Source organism: Cellulophaga fucicola, assembly GCF_900119145.1.
Lineage (GTDB): Bacteria > Bacteroidota > Bacteroidia > Flavobacteriales > Flavobacteriaceae > Cellulophaga > Cellulophaga fucicola.
The window spans coordinates 832,067-849,431 of sequence record NZ_FPIY01000002.1 but is presented as its reverse complement, the minus strand read 5'-3'; the positions used below and the strand labels follow the sequence as shown (position 1 = coordinate 849,431).

The following is a 17,365-nucleotide window of genomic DNA, read 5'->3' as shown; positions in this document are numbered from 1 at the left end:
ATTTCTATGCGTTTGCGCCACACTTTTTAACAATCAATTATTTAAAAAATCAATCGTATTATGAGGAGAACTTCTACACTCATAGGTTTACTACTTGTGCTTTGTTTTGCCAGTTGTGAGTCTAAAAAAGAAGAAAAGAAAGAGGAATCTACATTTCTTGTTACCAATCCTATTCAAAAAGACACTGTTATTAAAAAAGATTATGTGTGTCAAATTCATTCTATTCGCCATATAGAACTAAGGGCTTTAGAAAAAGGATATTTAAAGCATATTTCTATAGATGAGGGTCAGTTTGTAAAAAAAGGCCAACGATTATTTAATATAATGCCAAATGTATATCAGGCAGATTTGTCTAAAGCTAATGCAGAGGCAGAAATTGCAGAAATTGAATACAAAAACACAAAACTATTAGCAGATAGTAATGTGGTTTCTGCAAACGAATTGGCAATGTCTAAAGCAGAATTAGATAAGGCAAAAGCAGAAGTTTCTTTAACGCAAACACATTTGGGGTTTACAGATATTAGAGCTCCTTTTGACGGTATTATAGATCATCTAGAAGTTAGAGAAGGTAGTCTTTTAGATGAAGGTGAAAAACTTACCACTTTATCGGACAACAGTAAAATGTGGGTGTATTTTAATGTGCCAGAGGCAGAATACCTAGACTACATTACCAATACAGGAAAAGCCAGGGCTAAGCAAGTAGACTTGATTATGGCAAACAATAAAATGTTTAATCAGCCTGGAGTTGTAGAAACTATAGAAGGTGAATTTAACAACCAAACGGGTAACATTGCCTTTAGAGCAACATTCCCTAATCCAGATAAAATATTAAGACACGGAGAAACTGGTAGCGTACTTATGTCTGTTCCTTATGATGATGCTTTGTTAATTCCGCAAAAAGCAACTTTTGAAATTCTAGATAAAAACTTTGTGTATGTAATAGATGCTAATGGTGTTGTTAAACAAAGAGAAATAGAAATAGAAGCTAGTTTACCTCACTTATTTATAGTTAGCAAAGGCCTTTCTACAAAAGATAAAATTCTATTAGAAGGCTTGCGTATGGTAAAAAACAATGAAAAAATACAAACAGAGTTTTTAGAGCCAAATGCTGTGTTAAATAAATTAGATCTGTATGCAGAATAATTACAAAATAGAACTACAAAAATATGTTTAGTAAATTTATAAAAAGACCGGTACTGGCTATTGTAATTTCTGTAATTATCATTTTTACAGGTTTGTTAGCAATAAACCAGCTGCCTATATCACAGTTTCCGCAAATTGCACCCACCACGGTAAATATTTTTATTGCTTATCCTGGTGCAAGTGCTGATGTGTTGGTAAAATCGACCTTAATTCCTTTAGAAACATCTATAAACGGTGTTCAAGGAATGCGTTATATAGCTTCTGATGCTACAAGTGCTGGTGAAGGAACTTTACGTGTAATTTTTGAACCAGGTACAGACCCAAGTGAGGCTGTGGTGAAGATTAAAACACGTGTAGATCAAGTAATGCCTTTGCTACCAGAATTGGTACAGCGCGAAGGTGTAATTATTACGCCAGTACAGCCAAGTATGCTTATGTATGTTAACTTATACAGTAATGAAAAGCACACAGACGAAAAGTTTTTATACAATTATGCTTACACCAAAATGGTGCCCGAAATACAGCGTATAGATGGTATTGCAAGTGCTAAAATTTTGGGTAGCCGTAAGTACGCTATGCGTGTTTGGCTTAAACCAGATCGTATGCGAGCATACAATGTCTCTGCCGAAGAGGTTTTAAAGGCAATGGAAGACCAAAGTATTTTGGCAAGGCCAGGTAGAATTGGTAGAAGTTCTGGTAAAAAATCTCAAGCTTTAGAATATACATTGGTATACCAAGATAGGTATAGTGAGCCAGATCAGTATAAAGACATTATCATTAAAGCCAATGAGGAAGGCGAAATGCTTCAACTAAAAGACATTGCAGATGTAGAGTTGGGTAGTGAGTTTTTTGATATTTATTCTAATCTAGATGGTAAACCATCAGCATCTATTGTATTAAAGCAAACCTTTGGTAGTAATGGTAGTGATGTAATAGCATCTGTAAAAGAGAAGCTTAAAGAACTTAAAGCAGATTTACCTCCGGGTATAGATTATAAAATTAGTTATGATGTATCTAACTTCTTAGATGCTTCCATAGAGCAAGTATTGCATACGCTTAGAGATGCGTTTATTCTTGTTGCTATTGTGGTGTTCTTATTTTTAGGAGATTGGAGATCAACATTAATTCCAATTATAGCTGTACCAGTTTCTTTAATAGGTACCTTCTTTGTAATGCAATTGTTTGGGTTGTCTATAAACTTAATTACTCTGTTTGCTCTGGTGCTCGCCATTGGTATTGTGGTAGATAATGCTATTGTGGTGGTAGAAGGTGTACACGTTAAAATGGAAGAAGAAAACCTAACGCCGTTTAAAGCATCTTATGCAGTACTTGGTGAGCTTGGTGGTGCTATTGTAGCTATTACACTGGTAATGACATCGGTTTTTATTCCAATTTCATTTATGAGTGGTCCGGTTGGTGTATTCTATAGACAGTTCTCTATAACAATGGCTGGTGCAATTGTAATTTCTGCAATTGTAGCGCTTACATTAACTCCGGTTTTATGTGCCATGATGTTAAAGAACAATCATGGTAAACCTAAAAAGAAATCTCCTGTAGATAAATTTATAGATTGGTTTAATAATGGTTTTGAGAAACTAACGGGTAAATACGTAGGAGTTTTAAAATACATTGTAAACAGAAGGGTTGTTACTTTTGGAATTTTAATTGCCTTTTGTGTGGGTATTTTTGTAACCAATAAAGTATTACCTGCTGGTTTTATTCCTAATGAAGATCAGGGGATGATTTACGCTATTATACAAACACCTCCTGGCGCAACATTAGAACGTACCAATGAGGTTGCTAAAAAACTCCAAGCTATTTGTGAGGAGGTAGAAGGTGTAGCATCTGTTTCTTCTTTAGCGGGTTACGAGATTATGACAGAGGGTCGTGGCTCTAACTCTGGTACGTGTTTAATTAACCTTAAACCGTGGTCAGAAAGAGAAAATTCTGTGCACGATGTAATGGAGAAATTAGAAGAGGAAACAAAAAATTTAGGCGCGGTTATAGAGTATTTTGAGCCACCTGCTGTTCCTGGTTTTGGTTCTTCTGGTGGTTTTTCTATGCGTTTGTTAGATAAAACTAACGGTACAGATTATCACGAGTTCGAGAAAATAAACAACAACTTTATGGAGGCGCTAGGCAAACGTAAAGAGTTAAGTGGTTTGTTTACTTTTTATGCAGCAAATTATCCGCAGTATAAGCTTAATATAGATAATAAAGCAGCAATGCAAAAAGGAGTGTCTATTGGGGCTGCTATGGAAAACCTAAATATTTTAATAGGTAGTACCTACGAGCAAGGATTTATTCGTTTTGGTCGATTTTTTAAAGTTTATACACAAGCAGCTCCAGAGTATAGAAGTTTACCGTCTGACCTAGAAAAGCTTTTTGTAAAAAGTGAAGAAGGTAAAATGGTACCGTATTCTGCTTTTATGAAGATTGAAAAAGGTCTTGGTCCTAACGAAATTACAAGATATAATTTGTACAATTCGGCTGCAATTAGAGGGCTTCCTGCTCCTGGCTATACCAGTGGTGATGCTATTAATGCTATAAAAGAAGTGGCTAAAGAATCTCTGCCACGTGGGTATGATGTTGCTTGGGAAGGACTTTCTTATGATGAGGCTAGTAGAGGTAACGAGTCTATCTACATTTTTGCTATTGTTTTGGTGTTTGTATACTTAGTATTAGCAGCACAGTACGAGAGTTTCTTACTTCCATTAGCGGTAATATTATCGTTACCAGTGGGTATTTTCGGTTCTTTCTTTTTATTAAAAGTGATGGGGCTTTCTAATGATGTTTACGCACAAATTGGTATGATAATGCTGGTGGGGTTACTGGGTAAAAATGCTGTGCTTATTGTAGAGTTTGCTGTGCAAAAACGCAGAGAAGGGTTATCTATTTTAGACGCAGCTATTATAAGTTCTAAAATGAGATTTAGACCTATTTTAATGACATCTTTTGCTTTTGTTGCAGGTTTAATTCCGTTGGTAATTGCAAATGGAGCTGGTGCTATTGGTAATAGAACAATTGGTGGTTCTGCTTTAGGAGGTATGCTTATAGGTACCGTGTTTGGTGTACTTGTAATTCCTGGTTTATACTATGTTTTTGCGAAAATGGCAGATGGTCGTAGTCTTATAAAAGATGAGGATACTGAGCCATTATCTGAAGAGCTTATTGAAATGTCTGAAGGAGAAAGTCAAACAAAAGCCAATACAGAAAGCATTAACAAGCTTAGAAGAATCCTAAATAAATTAAGAAAAAACAATAAAAATGAGTAACATCAAATTATTAAAAATAAGGTTTGAGCATTTATTTGTGTTGGTTTCATTTTTAGTAGTATACTCTTGTGTACCAACAAGAGAATTAAAAAAAGAAAACACAATAGTACCAGAAAATTATAAGAATGCAACAGCAGACACTATAAATTCTGCGGCAATGAAATGGGATCAGTATTTTTCTGATCCCAATTTAAAGTCGATTATAGATACTGCTTTGGTTCATAACCAAGAGCTAAACATTATGTTACAAGAGGTACAGGTGGCAAAGAACGAAATTAGGGCTCGTAAAGGTGAGTATTTACCATTTGTAAACTTGCAGGCAGGTGCAGAAGTAGAGAAAGTTGGGCGTTACACTAGTCAAGGTGCTAACGATGCTAACACGGAAATTAGAGATGGTGAAGAGTTTCCAGAGCCATTGCCAAATTATTCATTTGGAGCAGTAGCTTCTTGGGAATTAGATGTTTGGAAAAAGCTTCGAAATTCTAAAAAAGCAGCTGTTTTAGAGTATTTGGCATCAGAAGAGGGTAAAAATTTTATGGTTACTAATTTGGTTTCAGAAATTGCATCTTCATACTATGAGCTTTTAGCATTAGACAATCAACTTAAAATAATAGAGCAAAATATAGCCATTCAGCAAAATGTGCTAAGTATTGTTAAGTTGCAAAAACAAGCTGCTAGAGCTACAGAGTTAGGTGTAAAGAGGTTTCAGGCTGAGGTGTTAAAAAACCAAAGTAGTAAGTATAAAATTCACCAACAAATTACAGAAATCGAAAACAAGATTTGTTTTTTAATGGGTTCTTATCCAAAGCATATAAAAAGAACAACAACAGCTATTGTAGATATAGTTAACGATCCTGTTTATGCTGGTATTCCTAGTCAGTTGTTACAAAACAGACCAGATGTTAGACAGGCCGAGTACGAGTTGGCTGCACATAAGTTAAATGTAAAAGTAGCCAGAGCTAATTTTTATCCGTCTATTGGAATAAAAGCAGGCGTAGGTTTTGAAGGTTTTAAACCTCGATTCTTAACAAGAACTCCAGAGTCCCTTGCATATAATTTAGTAGGCGATGTTGTAGCTCCTTTAATTAACCGTAATGCAATTAAAGCAGCTTATAAAAATGCAAGTAACAAGCAAATTAAGGCGGTTTACGAGTACGAGAAGGCTATTTTAAATGGATACATACAAACTGCGAATGAGTTATCTAATATAGAAAACCTTAAAAAGAGTTTTAATATGAAGCAAGAAGAGGTTAATGTGTTAACAGAATCTATAGATATTTCTACACGTTTGTTTAAGTCTGCTAGAGCAGATTATATGGAAGTATTGCTAACTCAACGTGATGCTTTAGAAGCTAAAATTGAGCTTATAGAAACCAAAAAGGAACAAATGCTAGCGCATATAAACATATACCATACTTTAGGTGGTGGTTGGAATTAGTTTTTTTAATTGTTTTGTTTTTAAGTTAGTTGTTAAAGTTTTTTAGTTCTCTACTTTTTCAACGAAAAAGCCCTTCAGAAATGAAGGGCTTTTTTTATTATAATTTATAGCTTTTTAAAACTAAGTTCAAAAACAAGACGTGGGGAAAGTGCTTTCTGTCTTTTACAAGACGCCAATGGCAGTCAAAATTAAGCATCCTACTACGGCAATTAATATTGCAACAAGTACAACAACCATTACTGATAGGAAACTATTTAAGACCTTTGTGCCTAAAGTTAATTCTCTCATAATCCAAATAGTTTCTATTAAAGTACAAATTATTTTTCACTTTAACAATTTTTATATATTGAAAATCAGATAATTAGGACTTTATCTTAAAGTATTCTGGAGCGCATTGTATCTAACTCTTCTTTTTTTGTTGGCTTTTTAGGTACAGCGTTTAGAATAGAGTCGTTCTTTTTAAGCTGCTTTTCTAAGCTATCTATTTTACGATTGATAATTTTTTCTTCGGGGCTAACCTTTGTTTTAGATGTATTTGTGCAAGAAAGTACAAATGCAGTAGCAACTGCTATGAGCAGTACATTAGGGTTAAATTTCATGTTATAACAAATTTAGGGTTACAACAATGTACGTATGTATGTCGTTATTTGGATGCTTGCGCCTATGTTCTTGGCAACATAACTTTTGTTAATCTCTGCTGTAGTTTGGTAAAAGGTATTTTGCGTAAGTAGTTGGTTTAACTTTTCTGTAAACTCTTCTTTGTTTGCGGCTGTTAAAACTCCTTTTAATTGTACTAAATCTTCAGCCTCTTTAAAGCCTTTGTAGATAGGGCCAATTAAAATGGGTACGCCAAAAACTGCAGGTTCTAAGGTGTTGTGCAATCCTCCTTTAGTAAAACCGCCTCCAACATATGCTATGTTTGCATAGCTATAAACTTTGGTTAAAATGCCAATAGTATCAATGATTAAGACATCAAAAGAAGAAATATCTCTGTTATTTATTTCAGAAAATAGAACTACTTTTTTTGTTATACTTTTTTTTAATTCTTGTATTTGTGTTGGTTTTATATTGTGTGGTGCAATTACAAATTTTGTATTTTGGAGACTATTTTTGTTTATAAAGTCCAACAAAAATAAATGACCTTGTGGCCAGGTGCTACCAGCTACAACACAGGTTTTGCCTTTTGTAAAATTAGACATAAAGTCTAGTGTATTATCACGCTCTAAAATTTCAGAAACACGGTCAAACCTAGTATCGCCCCCAATGGTGCAATTGGTATAACCAATACTTTTAAGTAGTTCTTTAGAGTTGGTATCTTGCACAAAGAAATGGGTAAAAGCTGTTAAGCTATTTCTCATAAAGCCACCATACCATTTAAAAAAAGATTGTTCTTTTTTAAAGAAAGCAGAAACCAAAAGTGTAGGTATTTGTTTCTCTTTTAAAATCTTAAGGTGATTAGGCCAAATCTCGTATTTTACAAAAATAGCAAGCTTAGGATTTAATGTTTGTATAAACTTTTTAGCGTTCTTTAGTGTGTCTAACGGCAAGTAAACAATAGCATCTGCAATAGGGTCATTTTTTTTAACCTCGTAGCCAGAAGGAGAAAAAAAGGAAACAACAATCTTATAATCTGGGTATTCAGCTTTTACTTTTTCTATAACAGGTAAACCTTGCTCGTATTCGCCTAAAGAAGCGGTATGTATCCAAATAACATTGTTATTTTTAGAAATGCTTTTATTAAGCCTAGTGTAAATGTCTTTACGACCTTGTACAAAGAGTTTAATTTTGGGGCTAAAATTGGCTATAATTTTAACCAAGATAGCGGCAATATGTACTACAATGTTATATAAAAGATGCACCTAATGTTTATTTGTCGTAAAAATACGTTTCTTTCCCTAAATTAATTGTTGTCCAAGGGTATTTTTGTAAATTTACGACTCAAATTACGGCAATGAAAAAAATTCAGATGGTAGACCTTAAAGGTCAATACCAAGATATAAAAGAGCAGGTAAATACTTCTATCTCTCACATATTAGAAACATCAGCATTTATTAACGGTCCTGAAGTACACGCACTACAAAAAGAAATGGAAGACTATTTGGGTGTAAAACATATGATACCTTGTGCCAATGGTACAGATGCTTTGCAAATTGCAATGATGGGCTTAGGTTTACAGCCAGGTGATGAGGTTATTACGGCCGATTTTACCTTTGCAGCTACAGTAGAAGTTATTGCATTATTACAATTAACTCCTGTTTTGGTTGATGTTGAGCCAGATACATTTAATATAGATCCTATTGCTATAGAAAAGGCAATTACGCCAAAAACTAAAGCAATTGTACCGGTACATTTATTTGGACAGTGTGCAAATATGGATGCTATTCTAGCAATAGCAGAAAAGCATAATTTATACGTAATAGAAGATAATGCCCAAGCTATTGGTGCAAGTTATATAGGTAAAGACTGTAGTAAGAAAAAAGCGGGTACAATGGGACACGTTTCTGCAACTTCTTTTTTTCCTTCTAAAAACTTAGGTGCTTATGGTGATGGTGGAGCTATTTTTACAAATGATGATGAATTAGCACATACATTAAGAGGTGTTGTAAATCACGGTATGTACGAGCGTTACCACCATGATGTTGTGGGTGTAAATTCTAGGTTAGACTCTATACAAGCGGCAGTTTTAAGAGCTAAATTACCGCATTTAGATACGTATAATCAAAAAAGAAGAGCAGCAGCATTAAAATATTCTATGGCTTTAGCAAACCATAAAGATATTGTTACGCCAAAAATGGCTGTATGTTGTTCTTCAGATACTTGTGTATGCGATTGTCACGTTTTTCATCAATATACATTACAAATAAAAAATAAAGATAGAGATGCACTTGTAAAACATTTACAGTCTAAAGATATTCCTTGTGGCGTGTATTATCCAATTCCGTTACACTTACAAAAAGCATACAAAGACAGCAGATATAACGAAGCAGATTTTCCAGTAACAAACCAATTGGTAAAAGAGGTTATTTCTTTACCAATGCATACTGAGTTAGATGATGAGCAAATTACATACATTACAGACGCTGTTTTAGAGTTTTTAAATAACTAACCATAATAAGAAATAGATGAAAATATTAGTAACAGGCGGATTAGGTTTTATTGGTTCGCATACTGTAGTAGAATTACAAAGCAAAGGATTTGAGGTTGTAATTATAGATGATTTGTCTAATTCTTCAGAAAAAGTAATTGATGGTATTGTTGCTATAACAGGGGTAAAACCAGTATTTGAAAAGTTCGACCTTAAAGAAAAAACGAAAGTTCAAGATTTTTTTAAACGTCATTCTAATATAGCGGGTGTTATACATTTTGCAGCTTCTAAAGCTGTAGGTGAAAGTGTAGAAAAACCATTGTTGTATTATGAAAATAACATAGGTACACTTGTGTATATGTTGCAAGAGTTGTCTGCTATGCAAACGGCTAACTTTATTTTTAGTTCTTCTTGTACTGTATATGGGCAAGCAGATAAAATGCCAATTACAGAAAGTGCTCCCGTAAAAGAGGCAGAGTCTCCTTATGGTAACACCAAACAAATGGGCGAAGAAATAATAAGAGATACCTGTAAAGTTGTACCAGCTTTAAATGCTATTGCGTTGCGTTATTTTAACCCAATGGGCGCGCACCCAAGTACAGAAATAGGAGAGTTGCCAATAGGAGTGCCACAAAATTTAGTGCCTTTTATTACGCAAACGGGTGCTGGTATTAGAGAGCAGTTATCTGTTTTTGGAGGCGATTACCCTACTCAAGATGGTACTTGTATTAGAGATTATATACACGTTGTAGATTTAGCAAAGGCACATGTTGTTGCTTTAGAACGATTGGTGTCTGGTAAAAACAGTGAAAACTACGAAGTTTTTAATGTGGGTACGGGTACAGGAAGTTCTGTGTTAGAAGCTATACAAAGTTTTGAACGTGTATCTGGTAAAAAACTGAATTATAAAATTGTAGATCGAAGAGCTGGTGATATTACAGCGGCTTACGCAGATACTACAAAAGCAAATACCGTTTTAGGATGGAAAGCAGAATCTACTTTAGATGAAGCTATGAAATCTGCCTGGGATTGGGAGCAGAAAATTAGAAAATAATGTTAAAAACAGTAAAGTGTGGTTTAGAGATAAACCATACTTTATTTTTTTTCGTAAATAAGAGAGATGACTTTTAACTATCCAGACAGTACAACTCTTTTAGCATCTGTAGAAAGCAAAAAACTATATATTAATTTAGTTGCGCAACTACAGAAAGACTTTGGTCTTGCTAATATAGAATTTAGTTTGTTAGATGGTAATACATCTGTAGAACCACAAGACTTAGTGACTGGTTTACGAGAAAAAATTTATCAATTACTTTTAGAACGTTTTACAGAATACTTAAATCTGTTATATATTATAGACGTTCCAGAGCACATTTTTAGAAAAATAGAGGCAACAGATGCAGTAGATATTGCAGACCAAGTCGCTTTTTTAATTTTAAAAAGAGAGTGGCAAAAAGTTTGGTATAAAAATGAATACTCTAGTTAAATAACCTGTCTTTTAAGAAGTAATCTTAGCTGTTAAATTTGGCGTAATAATTGCTATATTTGAAGGTAAATATTAGATTCTTGTTTAAAAAATTATCACTTAGGTCGCGTATCTTTATTACTATGATGTTTTTGGTGCTTATGGCATCAGTATTAATCGCAGGGGTAACTATTTATCAATATAGAGAACAGTCTAAAGAATACAACAGAGATAGACTAGATCGTAAGGAAGCACAAATAAAAGAAAGTGTAAATCTTACCATTAGAAAAACATCTTTTGAGCGTATTACAGAAAAACTTCACCTTATTTTTAAAGAAGAGATTTTTGAAATTGCAGAAATTCAGAATGTAAATTTTAGTATCTACGATTTAGAAGGGCAGTTAATTATAGATTCTCATCCGTTATTAAATAAAACATCAATAGTAACGTGTTTAGATGCTTTGGTACTACAAAAGCTAAAAACTAGTAACAATCAACGTTATGTAGAAGAGGTTAATCATATAGAAAAAACATCTAACGAGGAAAAGGTATTTAGATCATCTTATACATTTATAAAAGATTTAAAATTTAGAGATATTGGTATTCTAAAATTAGAATATGTGGAGGATACTTCTTTTGAAGATAAAGAGCTGCCAGAATTTTTATTGCGTTTAGGCTTGGTGTATATTTTTATGTTTGTAATTGCTATTGTGCTGGCTTATTTTACATCAAAATATATAACTAGATCTTTAAAAACAATCTCTGATAAACTTAATCAGACGGATTTAAGTATAAGAAATCCTAAAATTTTAATAGATAATCCTAGTGAAGAAATTGGGCGTTTAGTAGATGCTTATAATAGGATGATTGATGAGCTAGAGCAAAGCGCTGTAAAATTAGCAAAAAGCGAAAGAGAACAAGCGTGGCGAGAAATGGCTAAGCAGGTAGCACACGAAATTAAAAATCCGCTTACTCCAATGCGTTTAAGTGTACAGAGTTTTGAGCGCAAGTTTAACCCAGAAGACCCAGAGATTAAACAGAAGCTGGCAGAATACTCTAAAACACTTATACAGCAAATAGATACTATGAGTAGTATTGCGTCTGCATTTTCTAATTTTGCACAAATGCCAGCGCAACAAAACGAGACGTTAAACGTAGTTAAAATTGTTAAATTAGCTGTAGATATCTTCAATGAAAGTTATATTCACTTTATAGCGGAAGAGGAGCATATTGTTGCAAAATTAGACCGTACACAGTTGGTGAGAGTAGTAACTAATTTGGTGAAAAATGCAATGCAAGCGGTGCCAGAAGTCGAGAATCCAAGAGTTTTGGTGACTGTTGCTTCAGACGGAGATTTTGTAAAAATATCTGTAGCAGATAATGGTGTTGGTATTGCAGATGAATTTAAAGATAAAGTTTTTGAACCCAAGTTTACAACTAAAACAAGTGGTATGGGCTTAGGTTTAGGAATGGTAAAAAATATTGTAGAAACATATAAAGGAGACATTACACTTACATCTCAACCAGACAAGGGAACGGTGTTTGTGGTTCGATTTCCAAAAGAAAATAAATAAAAATTAAGGATATGGAGTTTGATACTATTTTAGTTGAACAGCAAGAAAGTACAGCAATTGTAACTATTAACAGACCAAAAAAATTAAACGCTTTAAATAAAGCTACTATTTTAGAGTTACATACAGCTTTTACAAATTTAGAAGCAGATAAAAGTGTAAAAGCTATTATTTTAACGGGTAGTGGTGATAAGGCTTTTGTTGCAGGTGCAGATATATCTGAATTCGCGCATTTTAGTGAAGAGGAGGGTGCTAGATTGGCACGTAAAGGTCAAGATGAACTTTTTAATTTAGTTGAAAATTTAAGTACGCCAGTTATTGCTGCTGTAAATGGTTTTGCGCTTGGTGGCGGATTAGAATTGTCTATGGCTTGTCATTTTAGAGTGGCTAGTGATAATGCAAAAATGGGATTGCCAGAAGTATCTTTAGGTGTAATTCCTGGATATGGAGGTACACAGCGTTTGCCACAATTAATTGGTAAGGGTAGAGCAATGGAATTGGTAATGACAGCTGGGATGATAAGTGCAGATAAAGCACTTAACTACGGTTTGGTTAACTATGTTGTAACACAAGAAGAGTTGCTACCGCTTTGTCATAAGTTAGTAGGTAAAATTACAAATAACTCATCTGTTGCTATTGCTGCAGCTATTAAAGCTGTAAATGCAGGTTTTTCTACGGAAGGATATACTGTTGAAATTGAAGCTTTTGGTGCTTGTTTTGGAACTGAAGATTTTAAAGAAGGTACTTCTGCGTTTTTAGAAAAGAGAAAAGCAAACTTTCCAGGAGCCTAAATCTATGCGAAATTATTTAAAATTAAGTTTTTTATTACTTCTTGTTAGTTGTGGTAATTACGGGCAATTAAGTGTTGTTGCTAACATTCCTGATGAGTTTAAGGAAACTTCTGGTTTGGTTGTTTTAGATGAGAATAGCATTTGGTTAATTGAAGACAAAGGGAATAAGGACGAGATCTATAAGGTTGATGCTAAAGGAAATTGGTTGAAAACATTAAAGGTAAAAAATGGTAAAAATCACGATTGGGAAGATTTAACCAAAGACAAAGACAATAATGTTTATATCGGTGATTTTGGAAATAATAACAGTGATAGAGATAATCTAAAAGTATTGAAAATTCCTAATCCAGATAATGAATCTGGTGATACTATTGAAGCCGAGCAAATAGAATTTAGTTATCCAGAGCAAACCGATTTTTCTCCTAAAAAGAAAGGATTGTTGTTTGATGCGGAATCGTTCTTTTACTGGAAAAACAGTTTATATATTATTACAAAAAATAGAGCAACACCATTTACAGGAGAAGCTTTTATTTATAAAGTGCCAGCTGTTAAAGGCAAGCATAAGGCAGAATTAGTTGGTACGTTTTTGGCTGGCAGCGATGAGAATACCTGCCGAATTACATCTGCAGCAATATCTCCAGATGAAAAAACAATAGTACTTATAGGAAACGGTATGCTTTGGGAGTTTACAGATTTTACTGAAGATAATTTTACTAAAGGAAACATTAAAACTGTAGACCTAGGAGTAAGAACACAATTAGAATCTGTTTGCTTTGTAACTAATACGACCTTGTATTTAGCTGATGAACAAAACAATAAAACTGGCAATAACTTATATGTTTACAAACTAAACTAGGGTTTAAAAACCAAACCCTAGTCCAAATGTAAATCTTGGTCCTTCATCTGCGTAAAACAAAGCAACTCTAGCAGAAATAACATCTGCTCCGTTTAAGAATATGCCACCACCGTAAGATGTTTTCCATTCATCAGAATCTTCTGTAGGTAACCAAATACGACCATAATCGAAACCAGAATAAACTCCTAGAGATAAAGGAATAATATTGGTTTTCATTTTTCTTAAACTAAAACGTATATCTGTATTTTGGTAGTACGATTTTTTACCTGTAAAACGTTGGTTTCTATATCCTCTTAAGCCATCTGTGCCACCAACTGTTGCGCCTTGGTAAAACTCATAATTGTCTCCAATATTAAAGTGAGCTTTCCACTTAGTAGCTAAAACCAATCTTCCGCTAGGTATTAATTTATAGTCAAAAGCAAGACTAGGAATAATATACGCATAGCTTTGGTCTTTATTGTCTATAGATGTTTTGTATCCTGTTTTAATTTCGGTAGACATACCCATTGTAGGGAAGGCCTCGTTGTCTTTATTTCTGTATGTATAGGTAGCTTCTGCGCCTAAAAAAGTATTGCGTACATCTTCATTGTTAGCTACATAAAAAGTGTTTATAAAACGATCTTGAGTTTCTTCTACTTCTATTGTTTCTAAACCAATGCCAGCCTTAAATTTACCACCTAATTGCCCGTTGTAAACAATAGAAGGAACAACTTTAATTTGCTCTAGTTTTACTCGATTGTAATCCATCCCTAAATTATCATCGTCATTTATTGTTTTGTTTCCTAAACCAAAAAAGTTGACACTAAAATTAGGGCTTGTAAATCTAGTTTCTACTTCAAAATTCCAATTGCCAAAAATGTTAGCAAATTCACCAGTATAGCCAAAATCAAATCCTTGTGTAGCAAAGTAGAAAGAGGCGTTAAAAGTGTGTTTTTCTGTAAACGGGTTTAATCTAAAGCCATTGTAGGTATAGGTATTAGTAAAACCTATTTTTAATCCGTCATCTGGATTAAAGCCAACTGTTGGTATAATTTGATTAACACTGTTTCTAATTGCTAATGGATTGTATACATTAGTGTTGTAATCGTCTGTTAGCTTAATTCTTGCTTTATTTGTTTCTTTAAACGTATTATTTTTAGACTTATAATCGTAAATAATTGTTTTTTTACCATTAGTTAAATTGAATATATCGTTGTTTTGTCCGCCAATAATTCTAATTCTAATATTGCTGCTTTTTACACCGCTATCTTCAAAATAATCATCATCATCTAAACCATAAATCCAGATTTCTTTTGTTACATCAGAGCTAAAGGTTTTCTTAAAAAACAATTTGTCTTTTTTGCCTTTAATATTACGGTAAACTTTTATTTCAACTTCTTTTTTGTTAAGGTGATTAATCTGGAACCAATCATCTTTATCTGTACCAGTAACCACAGCAAATTTATTTAGTATTCTGTGGTATTCTTTTGCTGTTTCTGCAATGTTAGCAGTACGAGCTAAAAGTATTTTTTTAAGCTTAGGTAAAGTCTCGTCTTGTATTTCTACAGGGAAATCTTTAAAAGCTTTGTCTATTACATCGCTAGTAAGGTTTTCTTTAATATATTCTGCTTGTTCTAGCCAGTCGTTTAAGTCGTTTTCGCTTAATAAGGCTATATCTAAGACATAAGTTTTAGGAGAAGAGTTAAATCCTCTTACGCTTCTTATTTCTTCAGTAAAACCTTCCATTAGACGTAAAGAAGGAACAATTCTGGTGGCTAAGCTCATTAAGGGGCCGTCTCCCATATTAGAAAACACTTGGTCTCTATCCCTAGGAACTGGTTTGTATATAATTTTTTTCTTTTTCTTTGTTTCTGCCCAGCGCCATTGGTCTGTATGTCTGTCCCAATCACCTAGAATCATATCAAAAAGACGAGCTCTTAAATACAGTTTATCATCTACAGCGTATTTTTCATCATCACGTAAATCTTCAAGCATACTATCTGTGCTTTTAAGCTCATTTGCGTAGCCAAAGCTCTTAAGGTCTCCGTGGTTGTCACCTGCGTGCTCTTCTATCATATATAATTCATCGCCAAAATTTACATTAAAATCCCCTAATGCTTTTTGTTTAGGAATGTAGTATAGTGTGGGGTTGGTGTGGTATATATCTATAGCGTCAGACAACTTAGAAACAACAAATGGAGCATATGGATGAGAGCCCGTGTAAAAATCCATTAGTAATTTTTCTATTGCAGTATCTTCAAACTCACCAACAATGTATTGGTCTTTAAAGGCCATAGATTGCAAATACAATTCTGCACTTTTACGCATAGAGCGCATTACATATTCCTTGCCGTCTTTGTCTGCTAAACGGAGCGATTTAGATTGGTGTCCGCCACCCGCTCTAACAGGTGTTAATCCGCCAAAAATAGTATCTAAACTAACATTAGGAACTGTAACTTGTGTTCCGTAATATTTGCGGTATCTGTCTCCCCATAAAAAATTATGAAATCCTGTTTTTTGTATTTCTTCTTGCCTGTATATAGATGCGGTTGTTGTGGCAGGAAAAGATGTTGGTAGTTCTTTGGTAAATAGTTTTTTGTCTGCTGGTAAGACTTCTGATGTAAATAGAAATTTTTCATCGTTATTGTTGTCTAAACCAAAATAACGAACTCTAGAAGAGCCATCTGTGTAAACTTCTAGAGTGGCATAACCTTTTTCTCCTGTAGAAAATTTACTTCCGTTTATTAATCTAGTTTCTCCGCTTTTTGCTCCTGCACCACTAACAATTTGTGGCGTGTTTTCTTCAACAATATACTGCAAAGAGTGTTCGTGCCCAGAAACAAAAACTACTTTATTAGAGTATTGAGCTAAGGTTACTACTCGGTTTCTTAACTCTCTATATCTTTTGCCTTGCAAATCTTCAGAAGAAGGGCCTGCTGTTTTTCTAAGTAAATTTAAAAAAGTGCCTAAGACTGGTAATGGACCAACGCCTGATTTTGGATAAAAATGCTTTTTAAATGAATATTGTCCGCCGTGAGAACCGTAGCTGAACATAGGGTGGTGCATTGCAATTACCGTAGTTTTTTGTCTGTTTTTAGAAATTAGACTTTCTAGTTCTATTAAAAATTTTTCTCTACTTTTTATATCGCACTTATCATTAATATCTGGGCGTTTGTTCCAGTTGGTTAAATACCATTCTGTATCTATTGCAATAACTATAAGATTGTCGCTAATTTCTATTGTTTCTAATGGGCAACCATCTTCCGGTAAAAAAACGTCTTTACTGTCTAATACTTTTTGTATGTATTTTTGTTCTCTTTCTAGCCCCACTAAGCCCTCTGTATACCAATCGTGATTACCTGGAATAAAGAGCGGACTGCCTTTGTAATTTTTTAATGTATTTAGTTGGGCGTCTAAATGACTTTTTGCTTTTAAATAAGCTTCTGTAGAATCTTTAGGATCTGGCATTCCTGCAGGATAAATATTATCACCCAAAAACAAAACAGAACTATTTTTATCTGCTTTCTCTATTCTTTTTTTGAAGGACTTTAAAACAGGATTCATGCCATTAATTGGAGATTTCCCTGCATCACCAATTAAATAAAAGGTGTGTTCTATTTCTTTATTGGTTGTAACATCTATGCTCTGTTCTTTATTAGCATATTTAGTTTTTACAGTAGCACATCCCGTAAGGATTAAGATACTTAGCGACAAACAATATTTTCTAACAGAAGTATTCATAAAGATTAAATTTGTAATTTG

General features: G+C 33.8%; 12 protein-coding genes. 9 read left to right on the top strand and 3 right to left on the bottom strand.

The window, feature by feature from the left end; translation table 11 throughout:
* The first annotated feature begins 60 nt into the window (after positions 1 to 60).
* The 3 genes from BT107_RS10070 to BT107_RS10060 are packed head-to-tail and all read left to right on the top strand — an operon-like array spanning position 61 to position 5,856.
* Complete coding sequence (locus tag BT107_RS10070) at positions 61 to 1,143, top strand: efflux RND transporter periplasmic adaptor subunit (protein WP_072303652.1); 1,083 nt, start codon at positions 61 to 63, stop codon at positions 1,141 to 1,143.
* A 23-nt stretch (positions 1,144 to 1,166) separates the two neighbouring features.
* Positions 1,167 to 4,418: an efflux RND transporter permease subunit gene (locus BT107_RS10065; protein ID WP_072303651.1), complete on the top strand. Its 3,252-nt coding sequence runs from the start codon at positions 1,167 to 1,169 to the stop codon at positions 4,416 to 4,418.
* Complete coding sequence (locus tag BT107_RS10060) at positions 4,411 to 5,856, top strand: TolC family protein (protein ID WP_072303650.1); 1,446 nt, start codon at positions 4,411 to 4,413, stop codon at positions 5,854 to 5,856. The genes BT107_RS10065 and BT107_RS10060 overlap by 8 nt, the downstream gene beginning before the upstream one ends.
* A 374-nt stretch (positions 5,857 to 6,230) precedes the next feature.
* Here BT107_RS10060 and BT107_RS10055 read toward each other — a convergent pair whose 3' ends face one another.
* Both BT107_RS10055 and BT107_RS10050 read right to left on the bottom strand, forming a co-directional pair.
* Complete coding sequence (locus BT107_RS10055; protein ID WP_072303649.1) at positions 6,231 to 6,455, bottom strand: hypothetical protein; 225 nt, start codon at positions 6,453 to 6,455, stop codon at positions 6,231 to 6,233.
* Between the two features lie 18 nt (positions 6,456 to 6,473).
* A complete protein-coding gene (locus BT107_RS10050; protein WP_072303648.1) occupies positions 6,474 to 7,715 on the bottom strand; it encodes a 3-deoxy-D-manno-octulosonic acid transferase in 1,242 nt (413 codons plus the stop codon).
* 92 nt (positions 7,716 to 7,807) lie between these two features.
* On the opposite strand from BT107_RS10050, the gene BT107_RS10045 reads away from it, so the two are divergent.
* From BT107_RS10045 to BT107_RS10020, 6 genes are all read left to right on the top strand, one after another.
* The gene (locus tag BT107_RS10045) at positions 7,808 to 8,962 is read left to right on the top strand and encodes a DegT/DnrJ/EryC1/StrS family aminotransferase (RefSeq protein ID WP_072303647.1); all 1,155 of its coding nucleotides are present in this window, start codon (positions 7,808 to 7,810) and stop codon (positions 8,960 to 8,962) included.
* A gap of 16 nt (positions 8,963 to 8,978) precedes the next feature.
* A complete protein-coding gene (gene galE, locus BT107_RS10040; RefSeq protein ID WP_072303646.1) occupies positions 8,979 to 9,995 on the top strand; it encodes a UDP-glucose 4-epimerase GalE in 1,017 nt (338 codons plus the stop codon).
* A 66-nt stretch (positions 9,996 to 10,061) separates the two neighbouring features.
* Entirely contained in the window at positions 10,062 to 10,427 is a 366-nt protein-coding gene (locus BT107_RS10035; protein ID WP_072303645.1) for a hypothetical protein, read from the top strand.
* A gap of 122 nt (positions 10,428 to 10,549) precedes the next feature.
* Positions 10,550 to 11,980, top strand: a complete 1,431-nt coding sequence (locus tag BT107_RS10030; RefSeq protein WP_072303644.1) for a sensor histidine kinase — start codon at positions 10,550 to 10,552, stop codon at positions 11,978 to 11,980.
* Positions 11,981 to 11,991: 11 nt separating this feature from the next.
* Positions 11,992 to 12,768: an enoyl-CoA hydratase/isomerase family protein gene (locus BT107_RS10025; protein ID WP_072303643.1), complete on the top strand. Its 777-nt coding sequence runs from the start codon at positions 11,992 to 11,994 to the stop codon at positions 12,766 to 12,768.
* Between the two features lie 4 nt (positions 12,769 to 12,772).
* Positions 12,773 to 13,624, top strand: a complete 852-nt coding sequence (locus BT107_RS10020; RefSeq protein ID WP_072303642.1) for a hypothetical protein — start codon at positions 12,773 to 12,775, stop codon at positions 13,622 to 13,624.
* Between the two features lie 3 nt (positions 13,625 to 13,627).
* Here the strand turns inward: BT107_RS10020 and BT107_RS10015 are convergent, their stop codons facing one another.
* Positions 13,628 to 17,344 carry a metallophosphoesterase gene (locus BT107_RS10015; RefSeq protein ID WP_072303641.1) on the bottom strand — a complete coding sequence of 1,239 codons (3,717 nt, stop codon included), beginning with the start codon at positions 17,342 to 17,344 and terminating at the stop codon, positions 13,628 to 13,630.
* Between the last annotated feature and the right edge of the window lie 21 nt (positions 17,345 to 17,365).

Excerpts from the sequence above, each read along its gene's own strand:
- BT107_RS10070 (WP_072303652.1), top strand. The coding sequence starts at position 61 with ATGAGGAGAACTTCTACACTCATAGGTTTACTACTTGTGCTTTGTTTT.
- BT107_RS10065 (WP_072303651.1), top strand. The coding sequence starts at position 1,167 with ATGTTTAGTAAATTTATAAAAAGACCGGTACTGGCTATTGTAATTTCT.
- BT107_RS10060 (WP_072303650.1), top strand. The coding sequence starts at position 4,411 with ATGAGTAACATCAAATTATTAAAAATAAGGTTTGAGCATTTATTTGTG.
- BT107_RS10055 (WP_072303649.1), bottom strand. The coding sequence starts at position 6,455 with ATGAAATTTAACCCTAATGTACTGCTCATAGCAGTTGCTACTGCATTT.
- BT107_RS10045 (WP_072303647.1), top strand. The coding sequence starts at position 7,808 with ATGAAAAAAATTCAGATGGTAGACCTTAAAGGTCAATACCAAGATATA.
- galE (WP_072303646.1), top strand. The coding sequence starts at position 8,979 with ATGAAAATATTAGTAACAGGCGGATTAGGTTTTATTGGTTCGCATACT.
- BT107_RS10035 (WP_072303645.1), top strand. The coding sequence starts at position 10,062 with ATGACTTTTAACTATCCAGACAGTACAACTCTTTTAGCATCTGTAGAA.
- BT107_RS10030 (WP_072303644.1), top strand. The coding sequence starts at position 10,550 with ATGATGTTTTTGGTGCTTATGGCATCAGTATTAATCGCAGGGGTAACT.
- BT107_RS10025 (WP_072303643.1), top strand. The coding sequence starts at position 11,992 with ATGGAGTTTGATACTATTTTAGTTGAACAGCAAGAAAGTACAGCAATT.
- BT107_RS10020 (WP_072303642.1), top strand. The coding sequence starts at position 12,773 with ATGCGAAATTATTTAAAATTAAGTTTTTTATTACTTCTTGTTAGTTGT.
- BT107_RS10015 (WP_072303641.1), bottom strand. The coding sequence starts at position 17,344 with ATGAATACTTCTGTTAGAAAATATTGTTTGTCGCTAAGTATCTTAATC.